Annotated in this window: 13 protein-coding genes; 5 read left to right on the top strand and 8 right to left on the bottom strand. The window is 68.5% G+C overall.

All coding sequences use genetic code 11. From position 1 onward, the window contains the following. The first annotated feature begins 1009 nt into the window (after positions 1–1009). Complete coding sequence (locus ABN273_RS56140; protein WP_349457976.1) at positions 1010–2632, top strand: YncE family protein; 1623 nt, start codon at positions 1010–1012, stop codon at positions 2630–2632. A 358-nt stretch (positions 2633–2990) separates the two neighbouring features. Here ABN273_RS56140 and ABN273_RS56135 read toward each other — a convergent pair whose 3' ends face one another. Beyond that, positions 2991–3215, bottom strand: a complete 225-nt coding sequence (locus ABN273_RS56135) for a hypothetical protein (RefSeq protein WP_349457975.1) — start codon at positions 3213–3215, stop codon at positions 2991–2993. A gap of 500 nt (positions 3216–3715) precedes the next feature. On the opposite strand from ABN273_RS56135, the gene ABN273_RS56130 reads away from it, so the two are divergent. Then, positions 3716–4489: a MerR family transcriptional regulator gene (locus tag ABN273_RS56130; RefSeq protein WP_349457974.1), complete on the top strand. Its 774-nt coding sequence runs from the start codon at positions 3716–3718 to the stop codon at positions 4487–4489. After that, complete coding sequence (locus tag ABN273_RS56125; RefSeq protein WP_349457973.1) at positions 4486–5007, top strand: hypothetical protein; 522 nt, start codon at positions 4486–4488, stop codon at positions 5005–5007. The genes ABN273_RS56130 and ABN273_RS56125 overlap by 4 nt, the downstream gene beginning before the upstream one ends. 493 nt (positions 5008–5500) lie before the next feature. Here ABN273_RS56125 and ABN273_RS56120 read toward each other — a convergent pair whose 3' ends face one another. After that, positions 5501–5728 (bottom strand): hypothetical protein, encoded by a 228-nt coding sequence (locus ABN273_RS56120; protein WP_502911336.1) that lies wholly within the window; start codon positions 5726–5728, stop codon positions 5501–5503. A gap of 377 nt (positions 5729–6105) precedes the next feature. On the opposite strand from ABN273_RS56120, the gene ABN273_RS56115 reads away from it, so the two are divergent. Then, on the top strand, positions 6106–6984 hold the full coding sequence (locus ABN273_RS56115; RefSeq protein WP_349457971.1) for a recombinase family protein: 879 nt from the start codon (positions 6106–6108) through the stop codon (positions 6982–6984). 185 nt (positions 6985–7169) lie between these two features. On the opposite strand, the gene ABN273_RS56110 is transcribed toward ABN273_RS56115, so the two are convergent. Next, entirely contained in the window at positions 7170–8774 is a 1605-nt protein-coding gene (locus tag ABN273_RS56110; RefSeq protein ID WP_349457970.1) for an IS4 family transposase, read from the bottom strand. Between the two features lie 338 nt (positions 8775–9112). Next, on the bottom strand, positions 9113–9754 hold the full coding sequence (locus ABN273_RS56105) for a TetR/AcrR family transcriptional regulator (protein WP_349457969.1): 642 nt from the start codon (positions 9752–9754) through the stop codon (positions 9113–9115). A gap of 64 nt (positions 9755–9818) precedes the next feature. On the opposite strand from ABN273_RS56105, the gene ABN273_RS56100 reads away from it, so the two are divergent. Continuing rightward, on the top strand, positions 9819–11060 hold the full coding sequence (locus tag ABN273_RS56100) for an aspartyl protease family protein (protein WP_349457968.1): 1242 nt from the start codon (positions 9819–9821) through the stop codon (positions 11058–11060). A 102-nt stretch (positions 11061–11162) separates the two neighbouring features. Here ABN273_RS56100 and ABN273_RS56095 read toward each other — a convergent pair whose 3' ends face one another. From ABN273_RS56095 to ABN273_RS56080, 4 genes are all read right to left on the bottom strand, one after another. Continuing rightward, positions 11163–12257, bottom strand: a complete 1095-nt coding sequence (locus ABN273_RS56095; RefSeq protein WP_349457967.1) for a WD40 repeat domain-containing protein — start codon at positions 12255–12257, stop codon at positions 11163–11165. After that, positions 12254–12748: a SigE family RNA polymerase sigma factor gene (locus ABN273_RS56090; protein ID WP_349457966.1), complete on the bottom strand. Its 495-nt coding sequence runs from the start codon at positions 12746–12748 to the stop codon at positions 12254–12256. Before ABN273_RS56090 ends, ABN273_RS56095 begins: the two co-directional genes overlap by 4 nt. 78 nt (positions 12749–12826) lie before the next feature. Further along, on the bottom strand, positions 12827–13825 hold the full coding sequence (locus tag ABN273_RS56085) for an NAD-dependent epimerase/dehydratase family protein (RefSeq protein WP_349457965.1): 999 nt from the start codon (positions 13823–13825) through the stop codon (positions 12827–12829). Then, positions 13822–14967, bottom strand: coding sequence for a hypothetical protein (locus ABN273_RS56080; protein WP_349457964.1), 1146 nt, complete (start codon positions 14965–14967; stop codon positions 13822–13824). The genes ABN273_RS56085 and ABN273_RS56080 overlap by 4 nt, the downstream gene beginning before the upstream one ends. Between the last annotated feature and the right edge of the window lie 25 nt (positions 14968–14992).

Below are 14992 nucleotides of genomic sequence, written 5' to 3'. Positions count from 1 at the left end.
CGCGGCTCCCGGCGTCCGACTAAAGCACGGCCTGAACGACCAAGGAGATACGACGTCAGCGGGCAACCACCCCGATTTTCAGGCCAGAACGGCCTCCTCCACCAGGGGAGATCGGAGACTAAAGCGGTGTTCTTGCTGCCGTGCGGCCACCCTTATCTTGGGTTGTTGGCCTATTCTCCCAGGTCAGAGCGCGACGATCTTGTCAGGCACGTAAGGCATGTGGACCGGCCTTGAAGGCATGTTGCATCGAAGGTGTGCCGGGGTGTTCGGCCGAGCTCGCGATGCCGGTGGGCCGCTATCAGGGGCTGGGGTTGGTCTGGTCGGCCGCTGCGATCACGGCCACCACGAAACCCTGGACTTCTCCCAGATCTGTATGCGGCCGGGGAAACTGCCCGAGCTGCCCGCTCGGCTTCCCTGGTATTGATTCAGCGCGGGGGCCGGGAGGCGAGGTAGCGGGGGAGATGATCGTCACAGCAGGCCCAGCGGGTGCCGGACTTGTCGGCAACGGTGTATTTGGGGTGGTTGGGGCAAGGGTTGTTGCGGTCCCCGCCGCCCCAGGTGCATCGGATGCGGCTGGCCTGGCCGAGTCGGGGATCGTCGGGGTCGTAGTCCTCGATCTTGGCGGCGGGTGGGCGCAGGCCGGTGCGGTCGCCAACCTCGACGACCTCGTCGGCCCCGAAGGCGCGGCTGGCGCCGGAGGGGCTGAGGTCGGCGGCCTGCCCCAGGGTTTCCAGGGTGTAGGGGCGTGGGGCGACGTAGGCGCGGCCGTAGGCCGAGGGACGGGTCTGCCCTTCGAATCACGACGCCGAAGATCCCTAGACGACAATGCCACACTATGCGAATATGTGTTCGATTAGGGAAGATCGTCAGTGGAGCCGAGTCCCGCAGTCATGTCGGAGCGCTCGCTTCTCCCCTTCTCCTCCAGAACGGAGTGCCTGTGCGCCCATCAACCTCTGCCCGAGCTCCTCTGTCCTGCCGATTAGTCGCCTGGGCCGGGACCCTGCTCCTGATGGCGGCCCTGCTCGTCACTCAGGCGCCCACCGCCGCGGCCGCCGCGACCGTCACCGACCTCGGCGTCGCCGCCGACAGGGGCGGCGACGTGGTGGGGCACAGCGGCAAAATCTTCGTCGCCGCCGACGATCGGATCGTGGTCACCAAAAGCGACGGCGCGCTCATCGACACGATCAGCGGCCTGTCCGGTGCCGTGGCCCTGTCCGTGGCGGACAACGGCAGGAAGGTGTACGCGGCGCTGCGCGATTCGCATGAAGTGATCGAGATCGACATCGCAACACTCGCCATCACCAAGCGGATCGACCTCACTGCCTACCCGTGCCCGTCCACGCTGGCCCAGTCGTACGAGCGGCTGTGGGTCGGATACGGGTGCGGCCAAGCGGGGGAAGGAGGCGTCGTCACCCTCGAGCTGTGGAGGCCGACACCCACCCTCGTCCCGGTCGGGCCAGGCACGACGCAGCCTCCGCTGGTCGCCGTCGCCGGGAGCACTCTGGTGGCGGGAGAGCCGGGAGCCGACCCCGCCTCGATCAGGGTGTATGACGTCAGCACCACCCCGGCCACCCCGCGCGGTGAGATCCGCGCTGACACGTCCCTGCGGGACCTCGCCCTCGCCGACTACGGGTCAGCGGCGCTGTCGGCGCTGGCCGACACTCACCGGTTCGACGCCTGGGACACGACGACCAACGCCAAGACCCGCGCTTACGACAGCGGCGAGCTGAGCGAGCACGGCCTCCCCACCGCCGTCGCGGCCAGCCCGAACGGCGCCTACGTCGTGGGCGGCTGGAACTCCTCCGCGGGCGACGCGGCGGAGCTCGTGGTGTACGACGCGACCAGCGCGGAGGTCATCTACACAGCCGCCCACCAGGGGAAGGTGGTCGTAGCGGGCAGCATCGAGTTCTACGGCACACTCACCTTCGCGGTTCTGAAAGAGCCCGGCACCGGGCGGATGCACCTCTGGCGGCTGCCTCCCTCGCCCTACCACTCCTCCACGCTGACCTTGACGGCTCCCTCCAAGGTGACCGCGCTCAAGCAGTCGACCTTCAGCGGACGGCTCACGCTGAGCAGCGGACGGCTCACGCTGAGCAGCGGACTGCCACCCGGCGTACAGACGCTCGAACTGTACCGCTGGCTCCCCGACGGCACCTCCAGGCCGTTCCAGGAGATCACCACGGCGGCGGACGGGACCTACCAATTCACCGACGCCCCGCCGTCGACCGGGGCGTTCAAGTATCAGGTGTACTGGCCGGGCACCTCATGGTTCCGGGGTAGCGGCTCCTCGGTGACCGTCACGGTGGCCAGGTACCAGCCGACGCTCACCGCGACCGGACCGGCGACGGGCAACATCGGCGAGCGGCTCGAATTCAGCGGAACCTTCGGCGCCGACGGCATCACCTTCCCGCGGACGATCATCACCGTCTCACGCAAGGTCGTCAGCCCGGACGGCACCGGCACCTCGACGGGCCTGGTGAAGTTGACCCCCGCCGCCGACGGGTCGTTCAGCTTCTCCGATACGCCGACCACGGCCGGCGAACACACATACACCGTCAACTTGCTCGGCAACTCGACCATCGAGCCAGCGAGCACCACCCACGTGGTCACCGTCCTCCAGCCGCCCGCTTAGCATCCCGACGCCCGGGTGACGGCGACCCGACTCGCCGTCACCCATGTCTCCCGCCCCACCGCGAAGGACTGACAGAGGCTCCCAACGACCGGCAGAGCGATCGCTTGCCCGCGTCCGGCACCGCCCCAGTCACGACCGTCGTCACCACACAGTCGACCCCGTCGTCTCGGTGTCGAGAACCCCTATCTGGGGGTCCGTACGGCATGTTGGGCAGGCCGGCGGTGTGGCGTCCCGCTCGAGGTAGCGGATCGCCACGCGGGCGCCATGGGTGGCGAGCACCCGGCTGATCGCCGTGCCGATGCCGCCCGCCCCTGCGGCGACCAGGACGTTCTGGCCGGCCAGGCCGGGGTCGATCGCGTCAGGAGACCTTGGACGAGGCTGCCGCCCAGGTGTCGCAGGAGGCCGGGTCGGCGGTGCGGAAACCGGCCTTAACCCACCGCTTGCGGTTGGCGGCCTTGCCGTACTCGGCGGAGTCGCGGTAGAAGGACGACGCGACCCTCTCCCAGTCCCGCGCGGTCTTGCCCGGCAGCGGCCAGACGCTCTTGGTAAAGGCCGCGCCCGGGCATTCGACCTGCTGGTACATGCGCCGCCGTCCCACGACGGCGCGTAGTAGCGGCGGGCCCAGTCGGTGGTGGCGGCTGGGCCGGTGATACAGATCGCGGCGTTGGCGATCCGGACGTGGACGGCTGTGGCGTCAGTCTGACCGCAGACACGAAGGAGCACGCCCATGACGCTGCAGGCGTTGGTGAAGGCGGCGGCGAGTTTGGGGTGCCGTTAAGAACTGTGCGACGAGCCGCCAAACCACGCTTGAACTGGGGACTTCAAGAGGTTGGTGAGGGGATTACATCCACCAGTTCGCCGTCTCCACCGCTACTGCGCTCAAGGCGCAAGGTCGCGCGCACAGGTTGATCAACCCTCCGCAGGGTGCGGAAGATCTCCAGCGAGGCGCTGATCCTCTTGAGGCGGAGGCAGTAGGCCGGATGGGACTGAGCGGGCTTGTCAGAGGCCATCGAAGACCTTATTCCTACCGATCTAGGAGACACGGCTGGACTCTCCCACATGGGGAGACCCCATGCTGGGGGCATGGACGTGGAGCTGTTGCCGATCGGGCAGTTCGCCAGGCTCGGTCGGCTGAGCATCAAGCAGCTGCGGCACTATGCCGAGCTCGGACTGCTGGTGCCCGCGTACGTGGACGAGCACACCGGGTACCGCTACTACCGGCATGAGCAGGCGCGCGATGCGCTGTCGATTGGGCTGCTGCGCTCGCTCGACGTCCCGCTCGCCGTCATCGCGCAGGTGCTTTCCGATACGCCCGGTGTCCTGGAGGGAGTGCACGAGCGACTGGAAGCCGAGCTGGCCAAGCGCCGATCGATGCTGGCCGCGCTGGAGCGCGTCATGGCGGAGGGCCTGCCGTCCACTCCCGTTACGGTGGTCACTGAACCAGTGCGGCGCGTGGCGGTGGCCGCAGCGACGGCGGCGGATCCGTCAGACGTCGGCCGGGTCACCTCGGCTGCCATCGCCAGGCTGCGGGCTGCGTCGTCGGCCACCGCTCCCGAGCTCATCGGCCTGTTCCCGCTTGACCTCGGTGAGCCCGTCGCCGTCTCCGTCGCTCTGGTCAGCGAGGAGCCGGTAGCGGGGGCCGAGCTCGACGTGCTGCCAGGTGGCCGGTTCGCCAGCGCCACTCACGTCGGCCCATACGGCCAGATCGGGCTGACCGCGCATGCGCTGCTGTCCTGGTGCGCTGAGCGTCGCTGTCCCGTCCGCGGTCCGATCCGTGAGGTGTACGTGTCGGACCCGGCAACCACCCCGCCCGATCGGCTGATCACCCATCTGATGATTCCTTTGGAGGAGCTATGACACCGCAATTGGTCCACTGCGACCCCGTCACCTGTCTCAACGTCACCGGCATGGGCGAGCCCGGCGGCGCCGAGCACGTCTCGGCCATCGGTGCCCTGTACGCCGTGGCCTCCGTCATGGGCGGCCCGGCCGGCCCGCTGGAGGGCCGTTGGTGGGTGGAGGACACCTCTCGGCCGCCGCTGGAAGTGCCGCGCGATCAGTGGCGGTGGCATCTGCTGCTGCCGTTGCCTGACGTACCCGAGCCGGGGGTGGTCGAGGCGGCGCGTGAGCAGGCACGCGCGTCTGGCGCGGCCGTCGACCGCGTCCAGGTGGTCACCTTCACCGAGGGCGAGTGCGTGGAGTTGCTCCACGAGGGGCCCTACAGCGAGGAGAAGGCGTCGCTCGACGTGATGGAGGCATTCATGGCCGAGCACGCTCTGGTGCGCAACGGGCTGCACCACGAGATCTACCTGACCGAGTTCACCGATCCTGAGCCCAAGACGATGCTCAGGCAGCCGGTGGCGCGCGCCGCCGGGTGATTGACCCGCTGCCGTCACCGAGAGCGGGTGAGCCGCCAGAGTGTGACGTGCCACGGTTGATGTCGCTGTTTCTGCCGCACTCTTGTCGTGCTGGCTCGGCAGCTGGTTGATGCGCTGAGCCCGATCGCGTTAGATGCACCTGCTCACGATTGTCGGCACCACCTCGGCGGTCGACGTGCTCCTGGGTCTGTTCCACCAGGTCAGCGCCCCCAAGCGCGTGCCAAGAAGGCTGAGAACTCCACGCTGGTGCCAACAACCGTGAGCCGTCGGTGTTAACAAGCCTGATTCGCCGAATCGAGTTGAGCAGGTCACTGCCGCCCGCCGGTTCCAACCACCGTGATCCGGCTCATGCGCTGGCGGGCGTTATGAAGGCCGTTGCCGGCCCCGACGACTCGGGGCCGGGCAACGGCCTTTTGCGTGATGTTGTGTGGAGGTGGCCTTTCCCCGGCACGCCTTTCCTCGACGCCGACGAGCGGATCTGCCACCGCTGGTCTTACCCATGCTCGCTCGTGTGTGGGGTGGCGTAGGCCTGGCGCCAGTGCTCGGCCGAGCGGGCCAGGTCTTCGCCGACGCGGTTGAGGAACTGGCTCATATTCTCCAGCCGGACGCCTGCGGGGGTGGCCGGGCCGAGGGTACGGGCGCTTTGCCGGGCAGTGTCGGCGAGCAGAGCGTTGGCGCGGGCACTGGCGATCATGGCCTGGTACCAGACGTCGTCGTCGATGACGTACCGCTCGGCCCGGCTTCGTAAGTCGCGTTCGCGGCGGATGAGTTCTTGGGCTTCGAAGCGCGTGAGCGAAGGTTCCGCCGCCCATGTCGGCCCCCCAACGAGACTGGCTCTCCTCCAGCAGCCAGCCGCACATCACCTACATACCAGTGGTCGATTGACTGCAGATAGTGAGTGCCCGAAAGATCCCCGGTTGGGACTCCGACAGACCTGCAGCCCTCGATCCACGGCCGACCTCCCGGATCAGAAAGCTGTTTCATAAGCGGTCGCCTGTGAAACAGTCGCTAGGGTCGGCGGCGTGCTGGGGATTGTTTGTTTCATAGGTCGGTGCAAACGGCTGGACGGCTGAAACGTACCCATGAAACGCTCTCGGGGTGAGCGACGACGACTTCGCGCGCGTGGAGGCCCACGCCTGCCCCATGTCCACCTGCGCCGCCCCCGCCGGATCGCCGTGCCGCACCAGCCGCGGCAAGGTGGCTATCCAGTACCACACCGCCCGCTTCCGGCTCGTGCCCGCCCTGGCCAAGGCGCTCAACGTCCCCACCCCAGCCATCCGCAAGCCCGGCTCCGTCTGGGTCGAACTGCCGCGCCCCACCGCCGGGACCACGCCGGCCGGGCACCTGCGCATCGGCTACGCCCGCGCCTCCACCCTGCGCCAGTCCCTGGACACCCAGCTCGACGCCCTGGCCGAGGCCGGCGTCACCCGGATCTTCTCCGAGAAGATCTCCACACGCGCCACCCAGCGGCCCAAACTCGAGCGCGCCGTCGCCCTCGCCCGCGAGCTGCGGGCCTCCGGCGTCGCGGTCACCCTGGTGGTCCACGAACACAAGCGGCTGGGCCGCGGCCTGGACCTGGCCGCTTTGGCCGAGCAGCTCAAGGCGGCCGACGTCGGCCTGGAATTCCTCACCGGCGACCTGCAGGGCTCCCACGACCCGTCCGGGATCGTGTTCACCGTGCTGGCCGCGTTGTCGGGGATGGAACGCGAGTACATCCGCGACCGCACCCTGGAGGGCCACGAGTCGGCCCGGCGGCGCGGCAAGAGCATCGGCGGCGCGGCCGTCGTCGACGAGGCCATGTTGTCGATGGCCCTGCACCTGCGCGAGCAGAACCTCAGCCTGCGCGACATCGCCGCACGCCTGGTCATCACCACCGGCAAGCGGAAAGGCCGGCACCCCTCACCAGCAACCGTCCTGCGCATGCTCCGCGACCACGACGAACAGAGCACCGCAGTCACGGCCGCCGGCTGCGTGTGATCAACCCTTCCGCCGGCCCACCCGCAGTAGGAAGAATGCCTCTATGACCACCATCGCGGTCGCCATTCCTCGGGCCTGGCACTTTCCGGTACGGGTTTCTTGCCACCGGCTGGCGAGGCGGACCGCCGGTCAACAGAACTGGGCACTTCCCCCAAGGCCAGGTAGTTAGCGTTTTCGGGTGTCTGTCAAGGAGGTGGCAGGGTGGGCACGGCGGTGTAGAGGCCCGGGCTGATCTTGTGGATGAGTCCGGTTGCAGACCATCGGGACAGTTGCCGATACATGGTGTTCAGGGTGATGTCGCCGAGGTGGCGAGCGATGTCGCGGGCCGGCCAGGGGCGGTCGGGGTCTTGGTGGAGGAGGGCCAGGACCCGTTGTTGTCTGCGGCGGTCGGCCGAGGCTATGGGTCGCTCGTCTCGGGATGCGGCAGGCAGTGCGGGCGGGGGCGGCAGGAGGGTTATGTCGAGGTGGGTGATGGCGCGGCTGGTGTCGGGGCGGCCGTCGTCCAGCCGTTCGCCGTAGCGGGAGATCGGTGATTTGACCTTGCGGGTGCTGATTCGTGGGCGTCGTGGTGGGAGCAGCCTGGCCAGCACCCGGCGTCCGATCGTTCCGATGGGGTCGGGAGCTTCGGGCAGGACGCCTTCGGCTTGGATCACCAGGTCACGGGCAGCGTGGAAGGCGATGGTGAACCCGCATCGATCGGGATCGGTTCCGGGGCGGGACTGCGCTGCGTCGACCATGACGGTGCGCAGCAGTTGGTAGAGCGTGAGCAGCGCCCACATCTCCTGCTCGACGCCGGCTGGGTCGCCCGACCTCAGCACGCGGCCGCGCAGGATTGTGTGCCGGAGCGCGTAGTAAGCCGATTCGTGTTCCCAGCGCTGGTGATACAAGGAGACCAGGGCGCCGGCCGGGTGGCGGCGGGCGTTGGTCAGCGTGGTGACCAGCCGGTAGGAGGCGTCGAAGACGGTGCCGTCAGCGCAGGTCACGGTGATCTGCGCGTCGACGATCCGCACCGGGACCGAGCCGATCACCGACAGGTAGGAGCCGTCTGCCAGGCGGGATAGGACCGGGACGCGGCGGTTGCTGCGCAGGCGGCCGACGACCTGAGCTCCGGTGCCCGTCACCGCGGCGAGGAAGTCGTTGCCATCGAATCCCTTGTCCCACAGCACGAGCATGTCCGGCCTCAGCAGGTGCAGCAGCCGCTTGGCGTATGCGGTCTCGCCCGTGGCGGTTGGCCCGAAGACCGCGCCGATCATCGCCCGGGTGCCGGTCTCCACCAGGGTCATCAGCTCCAGCTGGGGATAACCGCCATGGGCCAGCCGATCGAGCCAGGCCCGGTTGCGGCTGGTATCGGGGACCTTGAGCGAGCTGCAGCCGTCGAAGGAGACCGTCCGGTAGCGGCCGAACCGCACCCCGGGGATCGTCGGCCGCGCCAGCGGGCCGCACAAAACCTCGAACAGCGCCTGCATCGGCGCACCGCCCACCCGGCGGCGCAGGTCGCGTAACGCTTTTGCGGTCGGTGAAACAACAGCGGGCAGCCCGGCCAGAGCGCCGGTCATCTTGTCCCAGACAAGCAGGTAGCCGACCTCCGGAAACAGGCACATCGCCAACAGGAAATACACCCCGACCCGCGAGGGAAGCTCTCGGATCCGGCGCTGCACCCGGCCGGTCTCCGCCAGCACCGCATCCACCAACTCGAACGGAACGACCTGCTTGAGCTCTCCAAGATGCCCCGGTGCGAACACCCCCGCGGCCACCCGCACCACCCGGGAAATGACAGACTGATCCCGCAACGGGACTCCACTCTTCAGATGATCTTCGCCGAACATCTGATCTACAGGAGTCCCGTTGCCCGTCTCAGCCGATTGACAAGAACCAAATCCCGCTAACTACCTGGCCTTGGGGGAAGGCCCATCAGATCGGCGAGGTCGCCGGGTTGCTTCGCGACCATGTTGTGGCTCGCGGCCAGCTCGGTCACGTGGACGGCGCCCGAGGATAGCAAGTACTTGGCAGATTGTGTCAAGTGCATCGAATCCTCGGTCGGATCTGACGCCGAAGCGCTCCCGGGTGGATCGTCGCCGCGAACGTGCTGTTGGGCCTCAACCGCAGGTGACCGAATGCCCGTACTCCGTCAGTCGGCCGCCTTGGGAGCGCTGAGCAGTTGCAAGGCCGCGGGAAACAGCTCCGGAGGGCAGTGCTCGGGAGCGAGGAGGGTGAGCAGGCGCATGCCGATGTCCAGCGACTTCAGCATCGCGTCGGCCTGTTCGTACGGCAGCTCGGCCAGCGCGCTGCCCGGAGGCGCCAGAGGATGGCGGTCCGGGCTGCCACCGGGCGGGAACAGCACGGCGACGAGTTGTTCGCGCACGGCCGGATGCCGGGTGGCGTGGATCATGAGCTCCACGGTCATCTGGGCGAATTTCTCCTGCGCCTCGCTACGCACCACCTCCACCCAGTACTCACCGAATTCCGCCACCAGCTCGTCCGGCTCCCGGCCTGAGTGGAGCAGGCGCTCCGCCTGGGCCCGCGCCTCCTGGCCAAGGCGATGGCGCATGACCGCGAGCAACAGGTCTTCCTTTCCGGCGAAGTTCGAGTAGACGGCGCCCTTGGTGAGGCCGGCCTCGGCGGCGACGTCGTCGATGGAGCCGCCCTGGATGCCGCGCTCCGCGAACACCTTCTCCGCGGCCTCCAGCAGGTTGAGGCGATTACGCTCCCGCTGCTCCTGCCGGGTGAGCCGTTCTCCCACCGCACGTACTCCGATCCTCGAGGTTGACATCCCCAAGGGTATATGAATACTGATCAGTATCCAGATACCAATTAGTATTTGAAGGGGTGTGGCGATGAGCACTCGCCGTACGTTCTTAAAGGCCACCGCTGTAGCGGGAGGGGGCGCACTCTGGAGCGGCCCGGCCGCCGCAGCCGCCGAGCCGGCACGAAAGGCTCTGGAAAAGGCCGACGAACTGTTCGCATCAGGCGACTTCGCCGCCGCTGACACCCGCTACCGGCGGGTCCTCACCAGCGATCCCGATCACGTGCACGCGCTGGCTCAGCACGCCTACATCACGCTGCTGGCCAACCGGCTGCCCACGGCCAAACGCCTGCTGAGGCGGGTGCTGCGACTCGACCCTGGGCACTCGCGCGCGCTGAGCAACCTCGCCGACGTGCTATGGCGTGGGGACGAGTTCGCGGAGCTGGCCGCACTGCTTCCCTCGGTGAAAGGGGACAGACCCACAGCGACGGCCGGGCAGTTGAGGAGCTTCGCCGGGCGCACGCCGTACGAGATCTCCGGCCCCGCGACGGTGCGGGCGCCGTTCGCGGCAACCGATCCGCTCCCCCTGATCGAGGCGTCGCTGAACGGCGCTCCACCCGCGCTGTTCTTCCTCGACACCGGCGCCCTGTTCGCGCTCAACCAGGACTACGCCGACGCGCTCCGCATCCCCACGTACGGCCACACCACCGGCCGCACCGTCTACGGCGAGCACAAGGCGTACCAGGGACGCGTGGACCGCCTGGCCATCGGCGACCTGAGCGTCGGCAATGTGCCGGTCCACACGATCCCGGACGCGATCCGAATCACCGCGCCCGACGGCAGGATCACCCAGGGGGCGATCGGCACGAGCGTCCTGGCGCGCTTCCTGTCCACCATCGATTATCCGGGTCAGGCGCTCGTCCTGCGCAGGGACAAGAACGCGCGCGTGCGTGCGAGGCACAGCGCGCCCCTGTGGTTCCTGGGCGACCACTACCTGCTGTCCCACGGCACCGTGAACGACCTGGACCGCATGGTGTTCTTCGTCGACACCGGCGGCGGCGACATCGGTTTCACCGCCCCCCGCTCCACCTTCGCCGCCGCCGGGATCGAGGTCCCCCCTGGCGACGGATTCCATCCCGTGACCGTCGGGACGGTGACGCTGGGAACCGCTGTCCGCCGCGAGCTCCCCGGCCTCGTCGGCGCGTTCCCCGAGTGGTTCGAGAGCGGCTTCGGCTTCCGCATCGGCGGGCTGCCCACGCACGAGTTCTTCAAGCCGTACGCACTCACGTTCGACTTCGCGCGCATGCAGCTCCTCCTCGATCCGACCGCCTGACAATGTTGTCAGCCGCTTCGCCGCCTACCTGGAACGGCCTCCACACCCCCCAGGGACCGCCTCCTCATCCCGCTCGGCGGCCCGGCACTCCAGCCGGCCCGCTCAGCGCACCAACCCCGGCACCACGTTCAGCCCGCCTGTGCGCAGGGCGAACAGTTCCCTGCTCTTGCCCGTCCGCACGTCCACCGCATAAACGAGCGACGGAGGCCCGTCCGCGCTGAGCCGCTCGGGGGTGGCCAGCACGCTCACCTCCGTGGCGTTCAGCCAGCTCCCGAGCCGCGAAGGACGGTGACCTTCCGCGAGTCCGGATATGGGGGTACGGGTCTCCCGGCCGGCCTGTACCGCATCGAAGGTGACGATTGAACCGTCCTCCTGCACCATCGGCTCTCGATCCGGGTCGAAGGTCTGTCCCAGCCGAGCAAGCGTCCGGCCGTCAGGCGCGAGAGCGCTGTAGTAGTACGTGAAGTCCGGGATGGTGATCGGGTCGTGGCCGAGCACCCACACCTGGCTGCTGTTGTCGTACGGCTTTGCCAGCACGACGGATCCGGAACCGTCCGACACGCTCACCGGCCACCATCCCCGCTTGAGGTCGGTCACCGTCCCGCGCTCCATGTCCACCAGCTTGTTCGGCTGGCGCCGGCCGCCCCATCCCGACACGATGAACCGCAGGCCGTTGGGCGACAGGCGGAGCGCGTACTCGACCGCGAAGTCCTCCGCGGGCTGCTTCAGCGGCGCTTTCCAGGTCCTGCCGCTCGCCAGGTCGCGCACCACGATCGTGCGGTGCTGCGAGCTGTAGTACGCGATCCTGCGGCCGTCTGCCGTGACCTCCAGCGGCCCCCTCGCATCCTTGCCCAGCTCGTACGTGTCGCCCTCACGTGTCGCGATCCGCCAGATACGGCACGACTCCTTGGCCGCGCTCCGGCACTCCGGTCGGTACGCCTGCTCCACCGGCCCGACCCCCTTCGCCGGCAGCGGGAGCGCCTTCGTCTCCGGTGGGGTGAGCACGATCGGGGGCGCGGGCCGGATCTGCTGCAGCAGCACAGCTCCACCAGCCGCGATCAGGCAGGTCACGGTGGCGGCGACCACGGCCAGCCGGGTCGCGCGCCTTCTGCGCGCACCCCGTACCGCCTGGGCCGCCAGATCGACGGCGGGCGCCTCCTCGGCCAGCGCGTGCAGATCATCACGCAGTGTGTTCATCGGTACACCTCCTCGGGAGTGAGCGCGCGTAGCTTGGACAGCGCGTAGTGGGTCTGGCTCTTGACGGTGCCGATCGAGACGCCCATGAGCTGCGCGGTCTCGTGCTCTGAGCGGTCCTCGTAGAACCGCAGTACGATCACCGCCCGCTGCTTCGGTGTGAGCTGCGCCAGCGCGTGGCGAAGAGCGAGACGGCGCACGGTCGCCTCGTCATGTGGCTGCCCGGGCTCGGCCAGCTCCGACAGCTCGGCCTCGGGCAGCTCGATCTTCTTACGCCTGCGCCACGAGAGCGCCTGGTTCACCAGGGCCTTGCGCGCGTACGCCTCTGGGTTGCCGCTCTTGGTGAACTTCGTCCAGTGAGAGGCGACGCGGGTGAGGACCGTCTGCAACAGGTCCTCGGCGAGATGGGGGTTCCCCGTGAGCAGGTACGCCGTCCGCATCAGCGACTGCTGACGGGCACGCACGAACTCATGGAACCCCTCGTAACGGTCCATGTATCGAAATAACTCCGCAGAATGGCTCTGGGTTGGAATGCCCGGTGCAATCTGTATCCAAGGGGAGGTCGGCCGCGTTCAGGTGTCTTCCCGGTCTCCATTGACCGCTGCGGTCAGCCCGCGGTGCAGCGGGGTGAGCGGCGCGTAGCCGAGTTCGCGGGTAGCCACGCGGATGCCCTCGGACGGGCACACCCAATGAGCGCAGCCCATCTCCCGGGCCTTGTCGGAGTTGAGTGCCGGCATCTGGCCGCGAACCCGGCCGGCGAGCTGGGCCAGCCGGGCAGCTGTGTGGACCACGCTCATGGGCATCGGCAGGATGGCGGGAGAACGGCAGCCCATCACCTGGGCCAGGGCGGAGCAGATGTCCGGCCAGTCGTAGGTGAGCCCGTCGCAGATCGGGTAGACGCCTGCGTCGGGGTTGTCGCTGGACAACGGAGTGCCTCGGTCGGCGGCGGCCAGCAGAGCGGTGCACAGGTCGTCGACATAGAGCAGACAGTAGCGGCGCGGTCCGAGTCCCGCCTTGAGCACCAGCCCGCGTCTGATCATGGGCACCAGGACAGGCAGCAGCGCGGGCTCGCCGGGGCCGTAGACAATGCCCGGTCGCACGACGACGGCCTGAAGTCGGTCGGCGTACTCGCGCACTGCTTGTTCACCGGCCAGCTTGCTGGCGCCGTAGTGGGAGACCGGCCCACCGGGGTGCCCGTCCGGTGATTCGGCCGAGGGGCCTGCGGCGGCCAGGGATGAGCAGACCACCAGGCGGGGCGGGCGTGCCAGAGCGGCCAGCTCACGCGCCAGCCGGGCGGTGCCGTGGCGATTCACCGTCCAGTAGTCGGCAGCGGTACGCGCCTTGACCAGGGCGGCGAGATGGATCACCCGGTCGGCGTCGGCGACGGCTTCGCCAAGACCGGCTCCGGTGCTCAGATCACCGTCGATCACCTTGACGCCGATCTCGCGTAGGGCTTGGGCGCGCGCCGAGGGGCGGGCCAGCGCGGTGACGGAATGCCCGCGGGCAAGGATCATCCGGGTCAGCCGGTGGCCGACGAAACCGGTCGCGCCGGTGAGGAGGTAGCGGGTCATAGGGAACGCTGGTAGATCCGGTAGGTCTTGGTGTGGGTGGCGCCGACGGCTGTGATGGTGCGGTGGATGGCGTGGTTGTCTTCCAGAGACCAGCTGAGTTCGATCCCGCGGTAGCTGGTGACGCCTGCTTCATGCAGGCGGCGCATCAACACCGCTTCGATTCCCCGGCCGCGGAACTCCGCGACGACGCCGAGCAGTACACAACGGGCGCGGTCGATCCGGCGTACGGCGCGGGCCAGCCGAGCCGCTCCGATCGGCAGTCCGAAGCGAGTCAGCCGGCCGTGCGCGACCGGCAGCGCCTGGTTGAGATCCGGCAGGGCGAGGATGACGCCGACGGGCTCGTCGCCCACCTCGGCCAGATGCACGAGCGAAGGATCAGCGATCTTTCTGAGCCGGCGGGCCAGCGCGGTGAACTCCTTGTCGGTCATCGGGGTGAAGCCCCAGTTCTCCTGCCATGCTTGGTCGTAGATGTGTTTGATCCGGGCCGTCTCGGCGTTGAAGTCGCGCAGGTCGAGTGACCGGACCCGGAGCCGGTGACGCCGCTGGACGCTGTCGGCGATCCGGACGATCCGGTCGTCGTAGGGGCGGCCATCGCGTTCGAAGGCCAGCAGATCCTTCGCCTTGGTCAGCCCGCCGGCCTCCAGCAGGGCCGGGTAGTGAGGCGGGTTGTAGGGCATGAGCACGCAAGGCGGCGCGTCGAAGCCATCCACCAGCAGGCCGCATTCGTCGTTGGTGGTGAAGTTGACCGGGCCCATCATGCTGTTCAGGCCGCGCCGGCGCAGCCAGGCGGCGGCCGCCTCGAACAGGTCGCGGGCCACGGCCGGGTCGTCGACGCACTCGAACTGGCCGAAGAAGCCGTCGCGGGCACGGTGGAAGTCGTTGTGGCGAGGGTTGTCCACGGCGGCGATCCGGCCCACCACGCGTCCGTCGTCGCTGCGGGCCACGAACAGTTCGGCCTCGCCGTAGGCGAAGAAGGGATTGCGCCTGCGGTCGAGCAGGCGGCGGCACTCGCTGCGCAGCGGCGGCACGAAGTGCGGGTCGTCGCGATGGAGGTGGTAGGGCAGTTCGACGAACTGCGTCAGCTCCCGGCGTGAGCGCACGGGCTGGGTCGCCTGAGCGGGAGCATGAGGGTGGGACTGCATTCGAGGCACCGTTCTTCGCGTAAAG

Source organism: Nonomuraea sp. B19D2, assembly GCF_040137845.1.
Lineage (GTDB): Bacteria > Actinomycetota > Actinomycetes > Streptosporangiales > Streptosporangiaceae > Nonomuraea.
Note: the sequence above shows the minus strand (reverse complement) of the source record. Positions and strands in the feature narration are given on the sequence as shown.